Source organism: Microcoleus sp. PH2017_34_RAT_O_A (genome assembly GCF_020737885.1).
Classification (GTDB): Bacteria; Cyanobacteriota; Cyanobacteriia; order Cyanobacteriales; family Microcoleaceae; genus Microcoleus.
Map to the genome: position 1 here is coordinate 84,176 of NZ_JAEQDD010000022.1, position 17,865 is coordinate 102,040.

Consider the following 17,865-nt stretch of genomic DNA (forward strand, 5'->3'; position numbering starts at 1 on the left):
TTGAAAGTTGCGGTTGCAAGTTCGATCGCCCAACCGCAGCAAAACCCAAAAATTTTCACCCCCAACCATCCTACGCCGCCCGTTGCCCGAAATCAATTCTGCGCGTTCCAACTAAGCTGTTGCGGTACAAAAGATTTAAGTTTTCGGGCGGGCAGGATGCCCAGCCCACAGGAGTTTCAAGCAACATGATGCTGAAAATTAGATGCACGCGAGCTTATTTGAGATAAACCAACGTCACACCTCCACCTCCTTCTTTTTGACTGGCGAGCTCGTAGCGGGAAACCTGCGGGTGAGAATCGAGGAACTCGTGAACCCCGCGCCGCAACTGTCCCGTACCTTTGCCGTGAATTATCCACAGCGCACCGTATTCGACTGCTTTGGAAAGAGCTCTGTCGATTTCGATTTCGGCATCGGAGACTCTGGCGCCCCGAAGGTCGATCGAATTATTAGCAGTGCGGATGGCAATTTCGGGATTGGGTTTTGCTGGTTCCGACGCTGCTTGTTTAGCTTTGGCGGTAGCGGCTGCTTGAGCTGCAACCTTGGCTAATTGAGCCTTAGTTTCCGGTTTTTGACCGTCGAGGGATTCAATTTCTGTTAGTTTGACGGTCATTTTCATAATCCCAAACCGCACGCTCAACTCTTCGTTAGCATCTGGCCCGCTGAGAACTTCGGCGGTTTGGCCCAGGCTGGGAATGCGGATACGATCGCCCGTTTTTGGCATAAAACCCGGTTTCGGTTTCGCCGGTTGTTTCCGAGAGGGCAGGTGTTTTTGGGAAATTTGATTTAAGGTTTCTGTCGCTATTTGGGCATTTTGAGCCGTTTGGTCGCCCGCCTGCAAGCGACGAATAATTTGAGCAATTTCTGATTTTGCCGATCCTATTGCCTCATTTACTGCCACTTCCTGAGCTATTTTTAGTTCTCGCTCCCGCTCTTGCAAAGCCGCTGCTTTTTGAGAAACTTCCTTGTGCAGTTTTTCGGTTTGGTGCAGCAGTTGAGTTGCTTCTCTGGCCTTGGTTTCCTGTCTCCGGCGCTGGGCTTCGAGTCCTGCAATCACTTGATTGACATCTTGAGATGCTCCGCCGACATAGGTTTGAGCTTCATCGACTATCGATGCTAGCAAACCGAGTCTTTTAGCAATAGTTAGGGCGTTGGAACGTCCGGGAATTCCCCACAGCAAGCGGTAGGTTGGCTGCATCGAACTGTCGTCAAATTCTACTGAGGCATTTTCAAAGCGGGCGTCTTGATATTTGAGGGCTTTGAGTTCGCCAAAGTGGGTAGTTGCGACTGTTAGCAGCGAATGTTGGGCGAGATATTGCAATAGGGCGATCGCCAATGCACTACCTTCAGATGGGTCTGTCCCCGCTCCTACTTCGTCTAACAAAACTAAAGATTTGGGAATTGGGAATTGGGAATTGGGAATTGGGAATTGGGAATTGGGAATTGGGAATTGGGAATTGGGAATTGGGAATTGGGAATTGGGAATTGGGATGCGACGGATGTGACCGCTGAAAGTAGACAAACTTTGCTGCAAAGATTGTTCGTCACCAATATCGGCAAGAATATTGTCGAACCAAGGCAATTCTACGGGTTCGCGAGCGGCGACAAACATTCCGGTTTTTGCCATTACAGCAGCCAATCCCAAGGTTTTGAGGGTGACAGTTTTGCCGCCGGTGTTCGGGCCGGTGATGGCGACTACGCGGATCTGGGGGCTGATTGTTAAATCGACGGGAACGACTGCAAAGCCTTGTTCGTGCTGTTGCTGCCAAACTAATAAAGGATGGCGCAATTGACGGAGGGTAATTGGCGATCGCAGATTGCGAATTAATACTTGGCTTTTTTCTGGTTGTTCCTCATCTAAATTTTCATCACTCGAATTTTCATCATCTAATTTTTCTGTATTTTTTGGTGCTAATTCTGGCTCTCCCAAGTCGATAAATTTCGGCGGGTTTGCTTGGAGCCAATAACCGTAGCGCGCTTTAGCCGCAGCTAAATCTATAGTTGTTACTACCACCACCAATCTATCTAAATCTGGTTTGACTGCTGCGACTTGCTCGGTGAGGGCGCGGCGGACTGCTTCTTCTTCGGCTTGTTCTTGCCGGAGCAACTGCCGCATTTGGTTGTTAAGATTGACTGTGTTGTGGGGTTCTACGTACAGTGTCGCGCCGCTGGCGGAGGAGTCGTGAACGATGCCCGGTATAGCATCTTTTTGGGGAGCTTTTACCGGAATCACAAAGCGCGAACTTCTTTGGGTAATTACCTGTTCTTGGACGGCGTTGGATTGGCGCTGTAAAATTCCTTGCAATATTTGATAAATGCGATCGCGCAACTGTCGCATTTGCACTCGAATTCCTGCTAATTTAGGAGTGGCGCGATCGGCTACTTGAGCGCGATCGTCTATACAGCGATGGATTTCTTGCTCGATTTCGGGATAAGTCCGCAGTTGCGATGCCAGTTCTTTGAGCGTCGGGACATCGGGCGCCGAGTCAATTATCCGGCGCAATTGCCTTGCTCCTGCGAGTGTAGTAGCAATCGCGAGCAATTCTTCGCCACCGAGCAAACCTTGAAGTTCGGCTCGTTGCAGGGTAGAGCCGATGTCTTGGATGCCCTCAAAACTCAAAGCACCCCCAGCGCGGCTTTCTAACTGATAAGCTTCCTGAGTTTGGGCTAGGAGTTCGGCTGTTTGAGCTTGAGTTGCTGGGATTTGGAGGTCGAGGGCGGCCGCGACGCCGAGTTTAGTAGCAGCGAAGGTAGCCAAGTGCTGACACAGGCGCGGCCATTCTAATAGTTCTAGTGTTTCGGATTGAATCAAAGTTGAGGTGGTGTTGGTGATTGGCATTCCCAGGCGCTGACCGAGAAGGTTCATTTGACGATACTATTAATTAATTTTAAAGTTTTTTATGGTTTCCGGGCGCAACTTGAGAAAGTATCTGGGATAACCGTCAGTCTATTTTCCATGTTTGGATTTGAGATTTGAGATTTATTGCACAGGTGAATCTGCGAACTTTAACGGGGTCTAAATTTGTGGGATCTCCACGACTCCTGTCGGGGGCTGGTATCTGTTTGCGGGCGGGTGACAAATTAGCAAGGCGAGAATTTGTATTTTTGGGTTCGCCGTCTCAAATTATACATTCTACTGATACCTGTTTGGCAAAACGATGCAACTGTAGGCCCGCAATCCAAATCATTATCCAGTAACTCCTGCCCAATCTAAAATCTCCAATCTAAAATCTCAAATGGTATGAGCATTTTTGCTGTTGAGGGAGCTAGCATCTACTGTTTTTTGCTGGGATTAAACTATTTTGTTTTAAATATGTCCGGGTAATTGTGGCGGTTGTATCCTAAAGAGAAAGTTGTGGAGCTGGTGTTATGGCAAAGATTCTGACGATCGCAGATAGTGTGACTTGGGAAGTCGTCCAAGAGTTACTGGAAAAGGAGGGACATCAGGTAAAAGTCGCTTCCGACGGCAAAGATGGTTTTGACATGGCGAGGGAATTATCTCCGGATGTGATAATTTGCGATGGGACTTTGCCTCAAATTCACTGGTTGGAGGTGTGCCGGCTGGTGAAAGCCGATAGAGAATTGAGTACAGGGTATTTTCTGCTGCTGACAACACCCGAGCAATTTGCCGAAGTTCAAGAATTGGACGGGCTGGTGGACGATTTTCTGTTGAAACCGATAGTGAAGCAAGAATTGTTGGGGAGGCTGCGGGCGGGATTGCGCGAGCGCGAGTTGAGGCTGGAGTTGGCACGAACTCAGCAAGAATTGCAACTGTCGCGCGATCGATCGCTGGAAAGTGAAAAAATGTCCAACTTGGGGGAATTAGTGTCTGGTATTGCCCACGAAATTAACAACCCAATTACTTTTATTTACAGCAATCTCACCCACGTCCAAAGTTACGCTACCGATTTAATTGAACTACTGCGATTGTATCAAAAACAGCTCGTCAATCCTGACGCGGAAATTATGCAAAAACAGCAAGATATGGATGTGGAATTCCTGCTCGACGACTTGTTGAAAATTGTGAGTTCCATGCGTACCGGGAGCGATCGCATCCGCCAAATAATCTTGTCGGTACAGGATTTTTCCCGCAGCGATCGCTCTGGCTGGCAGTTATTCGATATTTCCGACGGTTTAGAAAACACTTTGTTGTTGTTGCAGCACCGCTTGCCGGCCCGCGATGGCAGGCGGGATATCAAGGTGATGAAGGAATACGGAAATTTGCCGCAAGTTGAGTGTTACGCGGGTCAGCTCAATCAAGCTTTTCTGAATATTATTAATCAGGCGATCGATGCTTTGGAAAAGTCGAGTCAAGAGTTGGAAGAGTCGGAATCAGTTAAATTCAAGCCTGTGATTTTGATTAGCACTCAGGTAATCGATGCTCAGCGGATTGCTATTGAGATTGCTGATAACGGCATGGCAATCAGCGAAGAGATTGCAGCGGAAAATTCGGACAATTTTTTGATGGGGAAACCTGCGGAATACAGCAGCACCTTGGGGATTGCTGTCAGCTATCGGATAATTGTAGAGCAGCATAAAGGAGAGTTAAAGTATTTTTCGGAACCGGGTAAAGGTACTAAGTTTCGGATAGAAATCCCGCTCAGGCACAGTTAATTAATGGGAGGTTAATCTTTAGGTACGTAGTTGCGCTTCAGCGCTCTTTGTTTATATAGATAAGAGCGCTAAAGCGCAACAACGTACCTTATTTTTCGTGAGATATTGTGGCGAATCCGCCCCAAGCGATGGGTGCATCTCACCGTTGAAGAGGGCGAAGCATGACTGCATATAAGTTATTAGTTATAATCCCATATTGACTGCGGTCATGCTTCGCCCCTACAAACATATTTGCCAAAACCAGATGCACCCTTTATATTTATAAAATAGTAGATTTAAATGATTTGTAAGATGCTGTTTCTCTGGATCAAGAGCCTGCTCTGCGGTTAGTTGTAAAAACTCTGATCAACCGCCAGACCCGGAAATTGAGAAACTACTTCGATATCAAATATTGGAAAATGTAAAATTTTGTATAGAAATTACCCAAATTTCCGAAATATAGACGATAGTTGATATTCAAGAGACTTCAATCGTCAACAAAAACAAGTTTAAATCAGGTAATAAAATGGTAGTAGCAGCACCTGTTCAATCCGGCAGTAAGTCGATTTTTCAAGCTCGTTACGACAACTTTATTGGCGGTAAGTGGGTAGCACCGGTGAAGGGGAAATACTCGGAAAACCTTTCTCCAATTACCGGAAAATCAATTTGTCAAATTCCCCGATCGAGCGCGGAGGATGTAGAATTGGCACTAGATGCTGCCCACGCCGCGAAAGACAAGTGGGGTAAGACTTCCCCCGCAGACAGGGCACGGGTGTTGCACAAAATTGCCGATCGCATCGAAGAAAACCTCGATCGCCTCGCCATCGCCGAAACCTGGGACAACGGTAAACCAATTCGCGAAACCAGACTAGCAGACATCCCGCTGGCGATCGACCATTTCCGCTACTTCGCAAGCTGCATCCGAGCCCAAGAAGGGTCGATCGGCGAACTCGACGAAACCACAGTCGCCTACCACTTCCACGAACCCCTAGGCGTCATCGGACAAATCATCCCCTGGAACTTCCCAATCCTCATGGCTGCGTGGAAACTCGCCCCAGCCCTCGCCGCCGGAAACTGCGTTGTCCTCAAACCAGCAGGGCCAACCCCCGCATCCATCCTAGTATTGATGGAAATCATCGCCGACTTAGTACCGGATGGCGTCATCAACGTCGTCAACGGGCCCGGCGCCGAAATCGGCAAAACCCTCGCCACCAGCCCCCGGATTGCGAAAGTAGCCTTCACCGGTGAAACAACCACGGGCCGGCTGATCATGCAGTACGCCTCCCAAAACGTCATCCCCGTCACCCTAGAATTAGGCGGAAAATCGCCCAACATTTTCTTTGAGGATGTCTGCGCCCAAGATGACGATTTTCTGGACAAAGCAGTGGAAGGCTTTGTGATGTTTGCTTTCAACCAAGGCGAAGTTTGCACTTGTCCCTCGCGGGCGTTAATTCAAGAGTCAATTTACGATCGATTCATGGAAAAGGCGATCGATCGCATCCGCCAAATCAAACAAGACAACCCCCTAGATCCAACAACCGCCCTCGGCGCGCAAGTCTCCGTCAACCAGATGGAAAAAATCGCCGAATACGTCAAAATCGGGCGTGAAGAAGGCGCAGAATGCCTGATTGGCGGCGAAAGAAAAATCTTATCCGGCGACTTACAAGACGGCTATTATTTCCAGCCGACAGTCTTCAAAGGAAACAACAAAATGCGAATTTTCCAAGAAGAAATCTTCGGCCCAGTATTAGCAGTCACCACCTTCAAAGACGAAACCGAAGCCTTAGAAATTGCCAACGATACCCTCTACGGTTTAGGCGCCGGAGTTTGGACGCGCGACATCAACACCGCCTACCGCATGGGCCGCGCCATTCAAGCAGGCCGCGTGTGGACAAACTGCTATCATTTGTATCCAGCCCACGCAGCCTTCGGTGGCTACAAATCATCGGGTATCGGCCGCGAAAACCACAAAATGATGCTCGATCACTACCAACAAACCAAGAACTTATTAGTCAGCTACAGCCCCAAAGCATTAGGCTTCTTCTAAAAAGGTACGTAGTTGCGCTTGGGCGCTCTTAGATTATCTAAAAAAAGAGCGCCAAATCGCAACAACCAAGAACTTCTTCTAAAAGGTACGTAGTTGCGCTTCAGCGCTCTTATCCATATACAAACAAGAGCGCTAAAGCGCAACAACGTACTTAATTACCATACAATAACTTCTCCCATGGAAACAATCCCCAAAGTCACAGCCACAGAAGCCGCCTTAAAACTAATAGAATACCTCAAAACCCAGCACGGAGAATTGATGTTTCACCAATCCGGCGGCTGCTGCGACGGTAGTTCTCCCATGTGCTATCCCAACGGGGAATTAATCGTCGGCGATGGCGATGTATTGCTGGGAAAACTAGACGGTTGTCCCTTTTATATTGCAGCACAGCAATACGAACATTGGCAGCACACGCAGTTAATCCTAGACGTAGTACAGGGGCCCGGAGGCAGCGATTTTTCCCTGGAAGGGCCGGAGGGAGAGCGTTTTATTACTCGTTCTCGCTTGTTTATCAATGTTGATTAATTGTATTTTGCCTCTTGTTTGGACTAAAGAAATTTTATTTGTATTGAACCGCAGAAGGCGCAGAAAACGCAGAGATAGGACTTACGAGAGCAGTCAGAAACCGGGTTTTTTACGAATATCCTTCGCCGCAGCTACAAAATTTAGGAAAAAACCCGGTTTCTTGGGCCTTGATGCGTAAGTCCTAAGAGAAAGAGAACAGAGATATATCTTATAGATGTTGACAATCTAGGCGTTTTTTGCTAGATGTACTTTGTCTAAGGCAAGCGCGTTTCTTTAATAAATGAGATGCCATCAAAAATACTGTTTTTAAAGGCTTGAGTGCTGCGAACTCGGTGATTTTCGCTGAGTAATGTCATTGTTTCCATAAAGGTAATAAGGACGTTATCTTCAGTTTTATTTGCCCGAAAGCATACTGTTTCCTGGCCTGCATCCCAGGCGATCGCCGAAAAATCAGAATAACTGCTAGAATACAGTTTCAGAATCCGTTCTTCAAACTCTCCTTGAAAATTAAGCTGAACGCGAGAACCGTCTGAAAATTCATAATTGTTAACTTGTTGGTAGTGACTTCCTTGAATCCAGATGGTAAAATTACCGAAAAAGCTGCGAGAAAAATGTCCGCGAGTATCAGTTTTGATGTATTCTCCTTGCCAAGTACCAATATGACGAGTAAAAATTTCAGGTACTTTCTCCAAATCTGGAGAACTTACAGGGGTGACTGTATTTTCACGAATTACAGGATTGTTACTCATTATTTCCTCTCCAGTTTTTCTCGACACCTGATTTGCTTAAGACTGACGGAAAAATCAAGTTAATTTCATCATTAAACCACCCAGAGTTTGTTGATCTGTACTGCATTTAATTAAATTGTAAATTTCAATTTCATCTCCCCCTCTCCCCCTCTCCCCCTCTCTCTTTCTTAACGACGGCCAACTTTCTGACTAATTTCTCGGCTGCTGCGTTGATATTCGTGGACAATTGGGAGTCTTTCAGTTTGGAAGTTTTCCAGGGCTTCGGGAATATTTGCACTATTTGCGAGATGTTTTGCTAAATACAAACCATCTTCCCAACCGGAAGTCATTCCTCTGGCGCGTGTGGAACTTTTGGCGTGGGCTGCATCTCCAATTAAGATAACACGACCATCGTAGATTTTCGGTAGGGGGTCAATGTCATAGGAAAAACGACAGACAATATTTTCTAAAGGCGTTGATTCTATAAGTTTTCGGGCATCTTCTGGGAGTTTTGCTAGTTCTTCGGGAGGAATGGTAATATTGGTAGGTTGCAGTTTCCCGATTTCAGATTCAGTGCGCTCTTTTTCAATAAAGAAGCCCCAATGAGTGCGACCTCCACCGATGTGAAAGAAGTTGGCATAAATTCCCCGACCCCGTACATAAACAAAAAAGTTTCCTTCGGGACAGAAGCTGTTATCTTCGACTATTCCCCGCCAGACGACATCGCCTAAATAAAATAGTTCTACGTTAGGAACTATAAATTGACGGACTTTTGAGACAATGCCATCGGCACCAATTAATAGATCGCCTTCCCATTTTGTGCCATCTTTAAAGTGGGCGATCGCACTGTGGTCGGTTTGGGCGATCGATGCCAATTCTGCATTAAAATGAATACACTCGGGGGGTAACTCGTCAAGGATTGCTTCTAATATAGCTTTGCGGTGTACCAGCATTGCTGGGACTTCGTTTTCTTCGTAGGTGACTGGCTCGGAATTGATGACACCGCCGCGCAGGTTGCGAAACTCGAATAATTTAACTCGATCGCCCGAGTTGATGATTTTTTCGGTAATTTGAGCGTTGCCTTGATGCAGTGCTTCCATACCTGCTTGCACGATCAGAATACCACAGCCATCGGTACGCGGATAGGGTGCTTTTTCAAACAAGTCAACTTTAAACCCTTGTTGAATCAGCAGAATTGCCAGATAAGCTCCTGATGTTCCTGCGCCGATAATACCTATCCTGGTCTGGGACGGAACCATTTGTGCTGCTCCTGATTTTAAGATTGCGATCGCTCCTCAACCAATATTATTATTACATAAAATAAGATTTGGGCTAGGTCTGGATGGGCGATCCTCTTTGAGGGCTTTGCTAACGAGCTTTTGGTGATAGCGAGAGGTTTCAAGCTGCCGCTAAAATCAGTATTGGAAGTGATGCAGGATTAATAATTAATATTATGTCAGCTCTAACGACCATATTGGTTTGTAGTGAGGACTTTAGTCCGCATCAAAGAGAGGACTGAAGTCCTCACTACGAACCGTTACTGATTGTGGTCAATCGACCGGACATAATATAATGGGTGAGTTGAAAATTATCGCACTCACAACTTAAGGCTGGTTTAAGCTTTAGGACTGGTAATTAAAGCCAATTCAATTTTGTCATCAGGCTTTTGAGTGACTTTTGCGTCCAAACCTGGGCCAAAAAATTTAGCTATTTTTTCTTGCTTTTCTTCCCAAAGTGCGATCGGCAGCAGCGGCGAATAAAACTCTAGAATTAAAGCATAAGCACCGTCAATATCAACTTCCCGCAAGCTTTGGAGGAGGGGGCGTTCCTCGTCTGTCGGGGCCATTCCCAAGCGTTCCAGAGCATCATCTAAGTGGGCGGGTTGGCCGTAACGAAATCGGGTGATATCTTTGCGGACTTGGTTTTGAGTATCCGTGGCCTGACTTTCTCTCAACAGGAGAACTTCAGGAGAAGTCGGTTCGGTGAACTCCACTGGTTCGAGTTCGGCTGCTTTCAGGGCCAAACCTCCCAGCAACAGGGGAATTCCATAAAAAAAACCGGCTAGGTTGAGGGTAGCTTGGTCGGTGAAATAGGCATAGAACCCGACTACTGCTAAAATACCGCCCACCACTAAGGCTAGGCTTGCTAAAGAAATTTTACGTAACATATTAGTGAGGTAAGTAGCTGGAATCAACAATATACTTTAATTATTATCGGGCAAGAAGTCTGGAATAAATTTAGTTTTTTTGCCAAAATACCGGTCAAAACTGCTAGCATCTATGAGAGCGGGTTCTCTGTGCATCCACAATCTTGTCTCTAGCTTCAAAAAAATATCCCGCTTTCCCTCGCCGCGGCGCCACCGATAAATATCCGGTTAATTGGACGCCGTTGGTTCCAGAAGGTAATCGAGATCGGCAGTATCATCAAAGTATAGAGAGCGGCGATCGCGATCGACGCTCTTGCCCTTTCAACCAATTTTAGGACGTCAGGAACTCAGGGAATCAACGCCACTGAGCTTGTAAGAAATTACAAGCTGTTCTGACCAGACCCCTCGGAAGAGGAGACGTTATTTAGGTCACGACACCGGAGAATGCGACGCCAGTTTTCCGCTCTGTCATCTGCAATTAAACAGTTTTAAAGTCACTGAAACAGTGTTGCAGGTCTAACAAGCACAACTGTATCGACCTTGGAGGGGCAACCATACCCCTCTAACCCCGAAAGGGGATTCAAGGCGGTTGAAACCGCGCCCGTCGTTTTCCTCTCAGGTCTAAAGACTTGCTCGTTTCCCACTTACCGAATATTTTTTATGATTAAAGACGAAGACAAACAGACTGCGGTCGCCAACAAGTCTGTTCTAGACCAGATTAACTCGCTCAAACGCGAAGATGAAAGGCTTTATAATATTTTAGCGATCGATGTCTGGGCCCTAGCCAAGACAATGGATGAATATCAACCTGGATTTTGGGCTGCTTTCATGAAAAACCGCGAGAAGGCCTTGAAGCGATTTTTAGCTGAAATGATGAAAAATAAACCCGCAGATAGCAAACGTCCGCCTTTCCTGCGCTAAAGTTTTGATGTACAATCAAACTATAACACAGACTCAAAAAAACCAGATCGCGCTCATCACTTCTATATAAAAATAGTAAAGGATTGGCGCCGAAAGGCACGTCGGTGAATTAAGAATTCTCGTCTGTTCGCAGGGGGGAAAGTCAAATATTTTTGTTAATACTAGCCAAGGCAAAAAACAATGGATGTACAGACAATCAAAGAGCGCGTAGCAGAAATCGAAGTCAAGCGGGAATCCCTCGTGCGGCTGTTAGATCGATCGGACTTGGGAGCTCTGAGAATTGATGTCAGTCAGGCGATCGAGGAAATTGATGATTTGTTAGAAGAATTTAAGCGCACTTTTGACAGTTAAGCAGTCATTAGTCAGCACTCATCTGCTAAATGATATCGTTTCCACTGCGATCGGAATAATAATTTTCCCGGTGCAGTGCGAGCGTCCCCGCTCGCGAATCGATCGCGAGCGGGGACGCTCGCACTGCGGTATCATGAGGACGATCGCCATTTAAGCCGATCGCCATTTAAGCCGATCGCTCTTTAACCAGATCGCTCTTTAACCAGATCGCTCTTTAACCAGATCGCTCTTTAACCAGATCGCGAGCGGGGACGCTCGCACTGCGGTATCATTGGGGTTTAACTGGACGATCGCCCTAATTCATCGCCATATCCATCAAAATCTGCTGAGAGTTAACCTCCGGGTTATTAGCAGGTGGCCGCCGCTGGGAATAGTGTCCCCCAGGCTGCAAATCCCAAGCTTGACGGTTGTCCGCCAGCATCACACCGAGAATTTCTTGCAATTCCATTACTATAGTCGGATCTTCGACTTGGACGATCGCCTCAACCCGCCTGCTAAGATTGCGCTGCATCCAGTCAGCAGAACCAATATACACCTCTTCGCTGCCACGGTTGAAAAAATAAAACATCCGCGAATGCTCTAAAAAGCGGCCGATAATACTGATAACTCTGATATTGTCGCTAACACCCTCAACGCCCGGACGCAAACAGCAAATCCCGCGAATAATCAAATCAATTTTAACTCCCGCTTGCGAAGCTTCGTACAAAGCAACAATAATTTGAGGGTCAACTAAAGCATTCATTTTAGCGACAATCCGGCCGCAGCTACGAGTGCCGCTTTCCGCATTCAAGCGACATTCGTCGGCCTCGCGGCGGATTAATGCTAAAAAACGATCGCGCATATTGACAGGCGCCACCAACAATTTACGATAAGATAGCTGTCGCGAATAACCGGTTAAATAATTAAACAAATCTGTCAAATCTGCACCCAAATCCTCGCGACAACTCAACAAACCGACATCCGTATACAGTCCGGCTGTTTTGGGATTGTAATTTCCCGTGCCGATGTGGACGTAGCGGCGAATACATTTGTCCTCGCGGCGCACTACCATCACAACCTTAGTGTGGGTTTTGAGTCCCACCAAACCGTAAACGACGTGGACTCCTGCTTGTTCTAACTTGCGCGCCCAATTAATGTTATTTTCTTCATCAAACCGGGCTTTGAGCTCTACTAAAACAGCTACTTGCTTGCCGTTTTCCGCTGCTTGAATTAAGGCGCTGACGATCGGCGAATCACCAGAAGTGCGGTATAAAGTCATCTTAATCGCTAACACCGAGCGATCGTTCGCCGCCTCAGTAATAAACCGCTGGACAGTCGCTGCAAACGAGTGATAGGGATGGTGTAGCATGATATCCCCTCGACGGATGACCGTAAAAATATCCTCACCATCCTCAACATCCAACATCGATTTGCCTAAAATCATTGGCGATTCCGAATTCCGCAAGCGCGGCGGCACCACCGGAGTCCAAGGCGGGTCTTTGAGTTCCGGCACAGGCAGCCCCACAAAAGACATCAAATCCTTGAGGCCTAACAGCCCCTCCACCGCGTAAACATCCTGCTCGCCGAGTTCCAACTCATCCATCAGCATATCTCGCAGCGCAAGCGGCATAATCGCTGGAATTTCCATCCGTACCGCAGAACCTGTAAACCGGCGCTTGCGGAGTTCCTGTTCAATCGCCAGCAGTAAATCATCTGCCTCATCTTCCTCGACAGTCAAATCGGAATTGCGAGTAATCCGAAATGGGTGATATTCCTGAATATCCATCCCCGGAAACAAAGCCTCTAAATTGTGGGCGATTACCTGTTCTAAAGGTACGCCCGTCCACACAGGAGTTTTGCCCCTTTGCTGCCACTGCAAATGGGCCGGTAAGGGCAAAAATCTCGGCAAAACCTGCGGTACTTTAACCCGCGCAAACAATTCCTCGCGGGTGTCGGGATCTCTGACAACTACTGCTAAATTGAGGCTGAGATTGGAGAGGAATGGGAATGGGTGGCTGGGGTCAACTGCTAGGGGAGTGAGTACGGGAAATACTTGTTCTTTGAAGTAACGGTGCAAGTAATTTCGTTGTTCTTGATTGAGGTCAATGTAGTCGAGAATGTGGATGCCGCTTGCTGCTAATTTGGGCCGCAGAGTTTGGTCAAAATAGGCGTGTTGCTGAGTTACCATCGGCAAAAGCCGCTTGTTGATGGCATCTAGCTGTTGTTGGGGCGTGCTACCATCGGAGGTTAATTTGGTGACTTTTGCTTCTACTTGCTGTCTGAGGGCCGCCACTCGCACCATGAAGTATTCGTCTAGGTTTGAGCTAAAAATAGCGAGAAATTTGAGTCTTTCGAGGAGGGGCGTGCGGGGGTCTAGGGCTTCGTGGAGCACGCGGTTGTTGAATTCTAGCCAGCTTTGTTCTCTGTTGAAGTAGTATTGAGGGTCGCTGAGGTTGATTTCGGTGTAGGTTTTGACTGGGGTCTTTTTTGGCTTGGACATGGTTTGCGGGGGTCTTGCGGGGAGGCTCGATCGTATCTTTACCATTAGTATTGCAGTAGTATCGCGGTAGTGGGGCGGTTGCGGGCGATTGAAATCGCGTCTAGACAGACAAAACCCGAGCTCAGAGGGTTCGAGAAATTAAAACTCTTGTGGGGCGATGCTCCTAGCCCGCCCCGGAGTAGCGGGCGATTGAAATCGCACGCCAGACAGACAAAACCCGGATGGTGTGCGGGTTGAAGAGAATATGTCATTGCGCGCGAAGCAAAGCAATCGCAGAGCCCAGGGAACAGCATGACTTTCCCAACATCACGCACCAATCCCCCCAATCCAATCCTGCACCGCCTCCAACACATCCTCTCCATCGGCGGCAAAACCTGTTAACGGCAATTCCAGCGGTGTATCGGTAATCCAGGCGATATGAATACCCATTTGAGAGTCGGCGAGTTTGCGGGTGAAAGACGAAAGCGCATTTTCGCAGGGGCACGAGTGCAAAATTAAGGCGATGTGCGGTTTTTGGAGGCGGTTTTTGAGTTGGGGAATTAATCGCTTGAATTCGGGGGCGTTGCGAATGGCGGGGATGTCTGTATCTGTGGGGAAGATTGCTTGATATAGTTGGGTACAGAGTTCTTGGGCGATCGCGCTTGTATCGGTTTCGCCTTCTAAGCCGCGTATGTTGAGGGGAACGGGGCAGGTTTTATCGGTGGGTTGGAGTTGTTTGAGGAGTGTGGGGATATCTGTATTTTGTCGGTGGTTGTCCGGTATTGGGGAATTTGTGGGTTGAGTGTGCCATGCTTGATAAAATTCTGGGTAAGTCCTATTTTGGGCATCGATCCAGATGATTCTGTAGCACATTTCATAGCGATTATAATCGTTTTTATAACTACGGATTAAATCGATTAAAGGAGTGAGTGTAACTGGGTTGTCTTTGCTTATTGTTTCTAATAAAAATGCCGAATACCTCCGGGTAGTCTCATCCTGAGAAGTATGGATTAACTCGATTAAAACTTGGATGGCAACCGGATTATATTCTCTTATTTTCGTGCTTGTTCTAGCTAAAAAATCTGCCACTTCAGTCTTGGTAGTCTCATCCTGAGAAGTATGGATTAACTCGATTAAAGCTTGGATTGCCACTGGGTTATCTTTCCCTAATTCTACTAAGCTATATATTGCGTCGTGTCTGGTAACTTTTTGTTGAGAAGTACCGATTAACTCCACTAAAGTTTGGAAAACAAGTGGGTTATTTTTATCTATTTTCCCTAAGCTATATGCTGCTAACCTTCGGGTACTTTCAGTGCCTGAATTGCGAGTTGAATCTACTAAAGCGGAGATAGCCACTGAATTATTTTTGTCTATTCTTCCTAAACTATATGCCGCGTTAGTCCGAGTATGTTCATCCTGACAAGTACAAATTAACTCGACTAAAGCTTCGATCGCCCTTTCCCTATCCGTCTCTTTCAGTATCTCCCTTGAAGCCTCTGCAATTGGATCTATAAATGTTTGCCACTCCTGTTTTTCCTCATTAAAATAACCAAATCCGCACTTAATAATCTGCGACACAATCTCATCAGCAAGACTACAATCCTTAAACTCAGCAATCCCCGCAGCCGCTAGAAAACACGCACGATATCCATAAAAATCACCACACCCATCCTCAAACTCAACCAACCTATTAATAAACCCTTCCTTCTTCTCCTTCCCTACCTCCTCACGCCCCAACCACAACAAAATAACCTCCTTCCACTGCTTCTCAAAAATCCGGTACACCCCAGTAGAGGCGGTGTCCCCGTGCCCGCCCTCTGGGGGAATATGATTCAAGAAAAAGTGCCAATCCTCAACCGCCAACGCCGCAAAATATTCCTGAAACGTCGGATGGTAAAAAGCATAAATCCCCTCCAGCGTCTCCCCATCCCTCGCCACTAAATTCAGCCAACCCAAACGACAAGCCAACTCAAACTGCGATTCACCCATCACCCGATATCCCACACTTTCTCGCAACTGAAACCGCGACGTTTCATTTAACATCCCAGAAAGTGCCAATTTCCCCAAAGCCGCATTCAATTCCTGCTGCTGAATCCAATTCAAGTGCGGTTTTTTCCACTGATATAAAGTAGTCACAAACCGCTGATAAAGCTTAGCCTTAGTATCCGGCAAATCCCCATCCAACGACTGCCAAGTGCCGCACAATAGCGAACATCTCAGGGGATTTTTCACTAAATCTCGAATTCGCTCTTTTCCCGGTGCTGCTAATGCTTCCCGTAGCTGTTGAGAAAGCACCCCCCCAGCCCCCCTTGGTAAGGGGGGAGTAAGAGTTTCTTCTGTATTTAGGGCTGGGAAAGAAAGGGGAAGATCCCCCCCAGCCCCCCTTAAGAAGGGGGGAGTTAGAGTGTCGCCTTCTCCTGTCGCCTGCGTTGAGAAACCGGGAGTAAGAGAGTCCCCTTCTTCTCTTGTCCCCCCCCTTACCAAGGGGGGGTTAGGGGGGGTTCCAAACTGCGGGTTAGCGAGGGTTGAAAACCATTTATCGATAAACATTTCTACCTGTTCGGGATAGGAAAACTCCAGAGTGCGATAAGTATCAAAAGTATCCAACGCAGAGCCGATCGCATCCCAGACATTCTGCCGACAACTTAGCACAATCCGCGCCCTTTGAATACAGCCGCCCGTTCTAATTTGTCGCTCAATTTCCGCCAAAGGATTCCCATCTCCCACCGCCATCTCATCCGCCCCATCCAACACCAACCAAACGCGATCGGCATTAAACTGTGCTAAAAAATCATCCTTAATATCCGCCGTCGCCTCAGCCTTCCCAATTCTCTTAATTGCCGCCACCAACCAATTATCAAATAAATAGGTTTCTAATTCCTTCCCCTGCAAATCTGCCAAGGATACCCAAATTACCATAGCCTCGGAAATGCCCGCCGCTACCCAATTCGCAATCTGCCGCAACAGCGTTGTTTTCCCCGCCCCCGGTTCCCCAATAATTCCTAACCGCTTCCCATTGCTTTTCGGGCTAATTCCTTGCTGGATTACTTGTTCGAGAAACTCGCTATGTTCAAATGTCTGAGTTACTTCTTTTTCTCGATACAAATCCGAACCTTCTTCAGCCCCAAGATTCTCGCGCTTCTCAGTCACTTTGTGCCGTTCCACCAATCCCAGCGGTACATAAACATCATCAATTTGATGGTTGCCAAAAGTTAGTTGATTGCTACTGAGTCGCTGCTGTTCTTTCTCGTCTAATATCTGCTGGCAAATATCCTGCCAATCAATCGGTTGATAAACAATGCGGCTCTTTTCAACTATCTCCTCTAGCCAATCATACATCTCTTGGGTTCTGCTATCAATCCGCGTTAAGGTTTGCCCGGTAAAAATCTGAAAAACTTTCTCATTTTCCTTGATTTCCTGAGCAAAGTATGCAGATACCAAGGCAAATAATTCTTGCTCTAATTTTGTCTTGTAGGGTGCGACATCGCAATTTTCCAGGGCGACTTCTAGCAGTTTTTGCTTGAGTTTTTCAACCTGATTCTGCTTTGACTCATCTGCGGCAGTCAGCAGCAATTCTATCTCATCTAAACCTGCAATGGGAATCCCAGACGGGACTGTTTCTTTATCGACTTTTTCCAATTCAGATTTTAACTGCTTAATCTTCTTATCGAGCCATTCTAAATCTGGACGGTGTTGAGGTAAGTAAATAACGATTCCTTTAGAAGCCCTGCGAGATGGCTCAACCAATTCTTTATGACATTCTGAGGCGATTTGTTGTTGAGCTTTCAAGAAAGAACGTTTCAGCGCTTTTTCTAAATCGTGATTGACTATTTTCCCGTTTCGTGATACTTTTTTGATTCCGGTCAAACAAAGGTGCTTTGCTGCATCATTAACTTGAGTCCCCAATATGGCTTGCCACACGACTGTGAAAAGTCCTCCCAATAACGCAGCATCTAGCATTTGACAGTTTCTCCTAATTTCAGGCTCTAGGGGGTTAGTTTGATTGTAGGCGATCGACTTTATTTGCGATCGCACGAGTGGACAGGTGCGTCGCCCGCTCGATTTTTGATGTTTGGCTAAGGATTTTTTGTGGCGACAC

The 17,865-nt window shown here is 47.0% G+C and carries 12 protein-coding genes; 5 read left to right on the forward strand and 7 right to left on the reverse strand.

Annotated elements, in window-relative coordinates; all coding sequences use genetic code 11:
• Positions 1 to 214: 214 nt before the first annotated feature.
• Positions 215 to 2,809 carry an endonuclease MutS2 gene (locus JGK11_RS10530; RefSeq protein WP_366053602.1) on the reverse strand — a complete coding sequence of 865 codons (2,595 nt, stop codon included), beginning with the start codon at positions 2,807 to 2,809 and terminating at the stop codon, positions 215 to 217.
• Positions 2,810 to 3,366: 557 nt separating this feature from the next.
• Here JGK11_RS10530 and JGK11_RS10535 point away from each other — a divergent pair.
• From JGK11_RS10535 to JGK11_RS10545, 3 genes are all read left to right on the forward strand, one after another.
• Complete coding sequence (locus tag JGK11_RS10535) at positions 3,367 to 4,611, forward strand: response regulator (protein WP_293211530.1); 1,245 nt, start codon at positions 3,367 to 3,369, stop codon at positions 4,609 to 4,611.
• 505 nt (positions 4,612 to 5,116) lie between these two features.
• Complete coding sequence (locus tag JGK11_RS10540; protein ID WP_293211532.1) at positions 5,117 to 6,637, forward strand: aldehyde dehydrogenase family protein; 1,521 nt, start codon at positions 5,117 to 5,119, stop codon at positions 6,635 to 6,637.
• A 177-nt stretch (positions 6,638 to 6,814) separates the two neighbouring features.
• Entirely contained in the window at positions 6,815 to 7,162 is a 348-nt protein-coding gene (locus JGK11_RS10545; RefSeq protein ID WP_293211534.1) for a DUF779 domain-containing protein, read from the forward strand.
• 254 nt (positions 7,163 to 7,416) lie between these two features.
• On the opposite strand, the gene JGK11_RS10550 is transcribed toward JGK11_RS10545, so the two are convergent.
• The 3 genes from JGK11_RS10550 to JGK11_RS10560 form a co-directional block, all read right to left on the reverse strand.
• Positions 7,417 to 7,911, reverse strand: a complete 495-nt coding sequence (locus tag JGK11_RS10550; RefSeq protein WP_293174490.1) for a hypothetical protein — start codon at positions 7,909 to 7,911, stop codon at positions 7,417 to 7,419.
• A gap of 167 nt (positions 7,912 to 8,078) precedes the next feature.
• Complete coding sequence (locus JGK11_RS10555) at positions 8,079 to 9,149, reverse strand: FAD-dependent monooxygenase (protein ID WP_293174487.1); 1,071 nt, start codon at positions 9,147 to 9,149, stop codon at positions 8,079 to 8,081.
• A gap of 356 nt (positions 9,150 to 9,505) precedes the next feature.
• Positions 9,506 to 10,057: a DUF2854 domain-containing protein gene (locus JGK11_RS10560; RefSeq protein ID WP_293211537.1), complete on the reverse strand. Its 552-nt coding sequence runs from the start codon at positions 10,055 to 10,057 to the stop codon at positions 9,506 to 9,508.
• A gap of 639 nt (positions 10,058 to 10,696) precedes the next feature.
• On the opposite strand from JGK11_RS10560, the gene JGK11_RS10565 reads away from it, so the two are divergent.
• A complete protein-coding gene (locus JGK11_RS10565) occupies positions 10,697 to 10,957 on the forward strand; it encodes a hypothetical protein (RefSeq protein WP_293174481.1) in 261 nt (86 codons plus the stop codon).
• Positions 10,958 to 11,137: 180 nt separating this feature from the next.
• On the forward strand, positions 11,138 to 11,308 hold the full coding sequence (locus JGK11_RS10570; RefSeq protein ID WP_293149374.1) for a hypothetical protein: 171 nt from the start codon (positions 11,138 to 11,140) through the stop codon (positions 11,306 to 11,308).
• Between the two features lie 25 nt (positions 11,309 to 11,333).
• Here the strand turns inward: JGK11_RS10570 and JGK11_RS10575 are convergent, their stop codons facing one another.
• The 3 genes from JGK11_RS10575 to JGK11_RS10585 form a co-directional block, all read right to left on the reverse strand.
• Positions 11,334 to 11,474 carry a hypothetical protein gene (locus JGK11_RS10575; RefSeq protein WP_293211540.1) on the reverse strand — a complete coding sequence of 47 codons (141 nt, stop codon included), beginning with the start codon at positions 11,472 to 11,474 and terminating at the stop codon, positions 11,334 to 11,336.
• A 129-nt stretch (positions 11,475 to 11,603) separates the two neighbouring features.
• On the reverse strand, positions 11,604 to 13,787 hold the full coding sequence (gene ppk1 / locus JGK11_RS10580) for a polyphosphate kinase 1 (protein ID WP_293195657.1): 2,184 nt from the start codon (positions 13,785 to 13,787) through the stop codon (positions 11,604 to 11,606).
• A gap of 306 nt (positions 13,788 to 14,093) precedes the next feature.
• On the reverse strand, positions 14,094 to 17,801 hold the full coding sequence (locus JGK11_RS10585) for a HEAT repeat domain-containing protein (protein WP_293211542.1): 3,708 nt from the start codon (positions 17,799 to 17,801) through the stop codon (positions 14,094 to 14,096).
• Positions 17,802 to 17,865 lie beyond the last annotated feature (64 nt).

Excerpts from the sequence above, each read along its gene's own strand:
- JGK11_RS10535 (WP_293211530.1), top strand. The coding sequence starts at position 3,367 with ATGGCAAAGATTCTGACGATCGCAGATAGTGTGACTTGGGAAGTCGTC.
- JGK11_RS10540 (WP_293211532.1), top strand. The coding sequence starts at position 5,117 with ATGGTAGTAGCAGCACCTGTTCAATCCGGCAGTAAGTCGATTTTTCAA.
- JGK11_RS10545 (WP_293211534.1), top strand. The coding sequence starts at position 6,815 with ATGGAAACAATCCCCAAAGTCACAGCCACAGAAGCCGCCTTAAAACTA.
- JGK11_RS10550 (WP_293174490.1), bottom strand. The coding sequence starts at position 7,911 with ATGAGTAACAATCCTGTAATTCGTGAAAATACAGTCACCCCTGTAAGT.
- JGK11_RS10555 (WP_293174487.1), bottom strand. The coding sequence starts at position 9,149 with ATGGTTCCGTCCCAGACCAGGATAGGTATTATCGGCGCAGGAACATCA.
- JGK11_RS10560 (WP_293211537.1), bottom strand. The coding sequence starts at position 10,057 with ATGTTACGTAAAATTTCTTTAGCAAGCCTAGCCTTAGTGGTGGGCGGT.
- JGK11_RS10565 (WP_293174481.1), top strand. The coding sequence starts at position 10,697 with ATGATTAAAGACGAAGACAAACAGACTGCGGTCGCCAACAAGTCTGTT.
- JGK11_RS10570 (WP_293149374.1), top strand. The coding sequence starts at position 11,138 with ATGGATGTACAGACAATCAAAGAGCGCGTAGCAGAAATCGAAGTCAAG.
- JGK11_RS10575 (WP_293211540.1), bottom strand. The coding sequence starts at position 11,474 with ATGGCGATCGGCTTAAATGGCGATCGTCCTCATGATACCGCAGTGCGA.
- ppk1 (WP_293195657.1), bottom strand. The coding sequence starts at position 13,787 with ATGTCCAAGCCAAAAAAGACCCCAGTCAAAACCTACACCGAAATCAAC.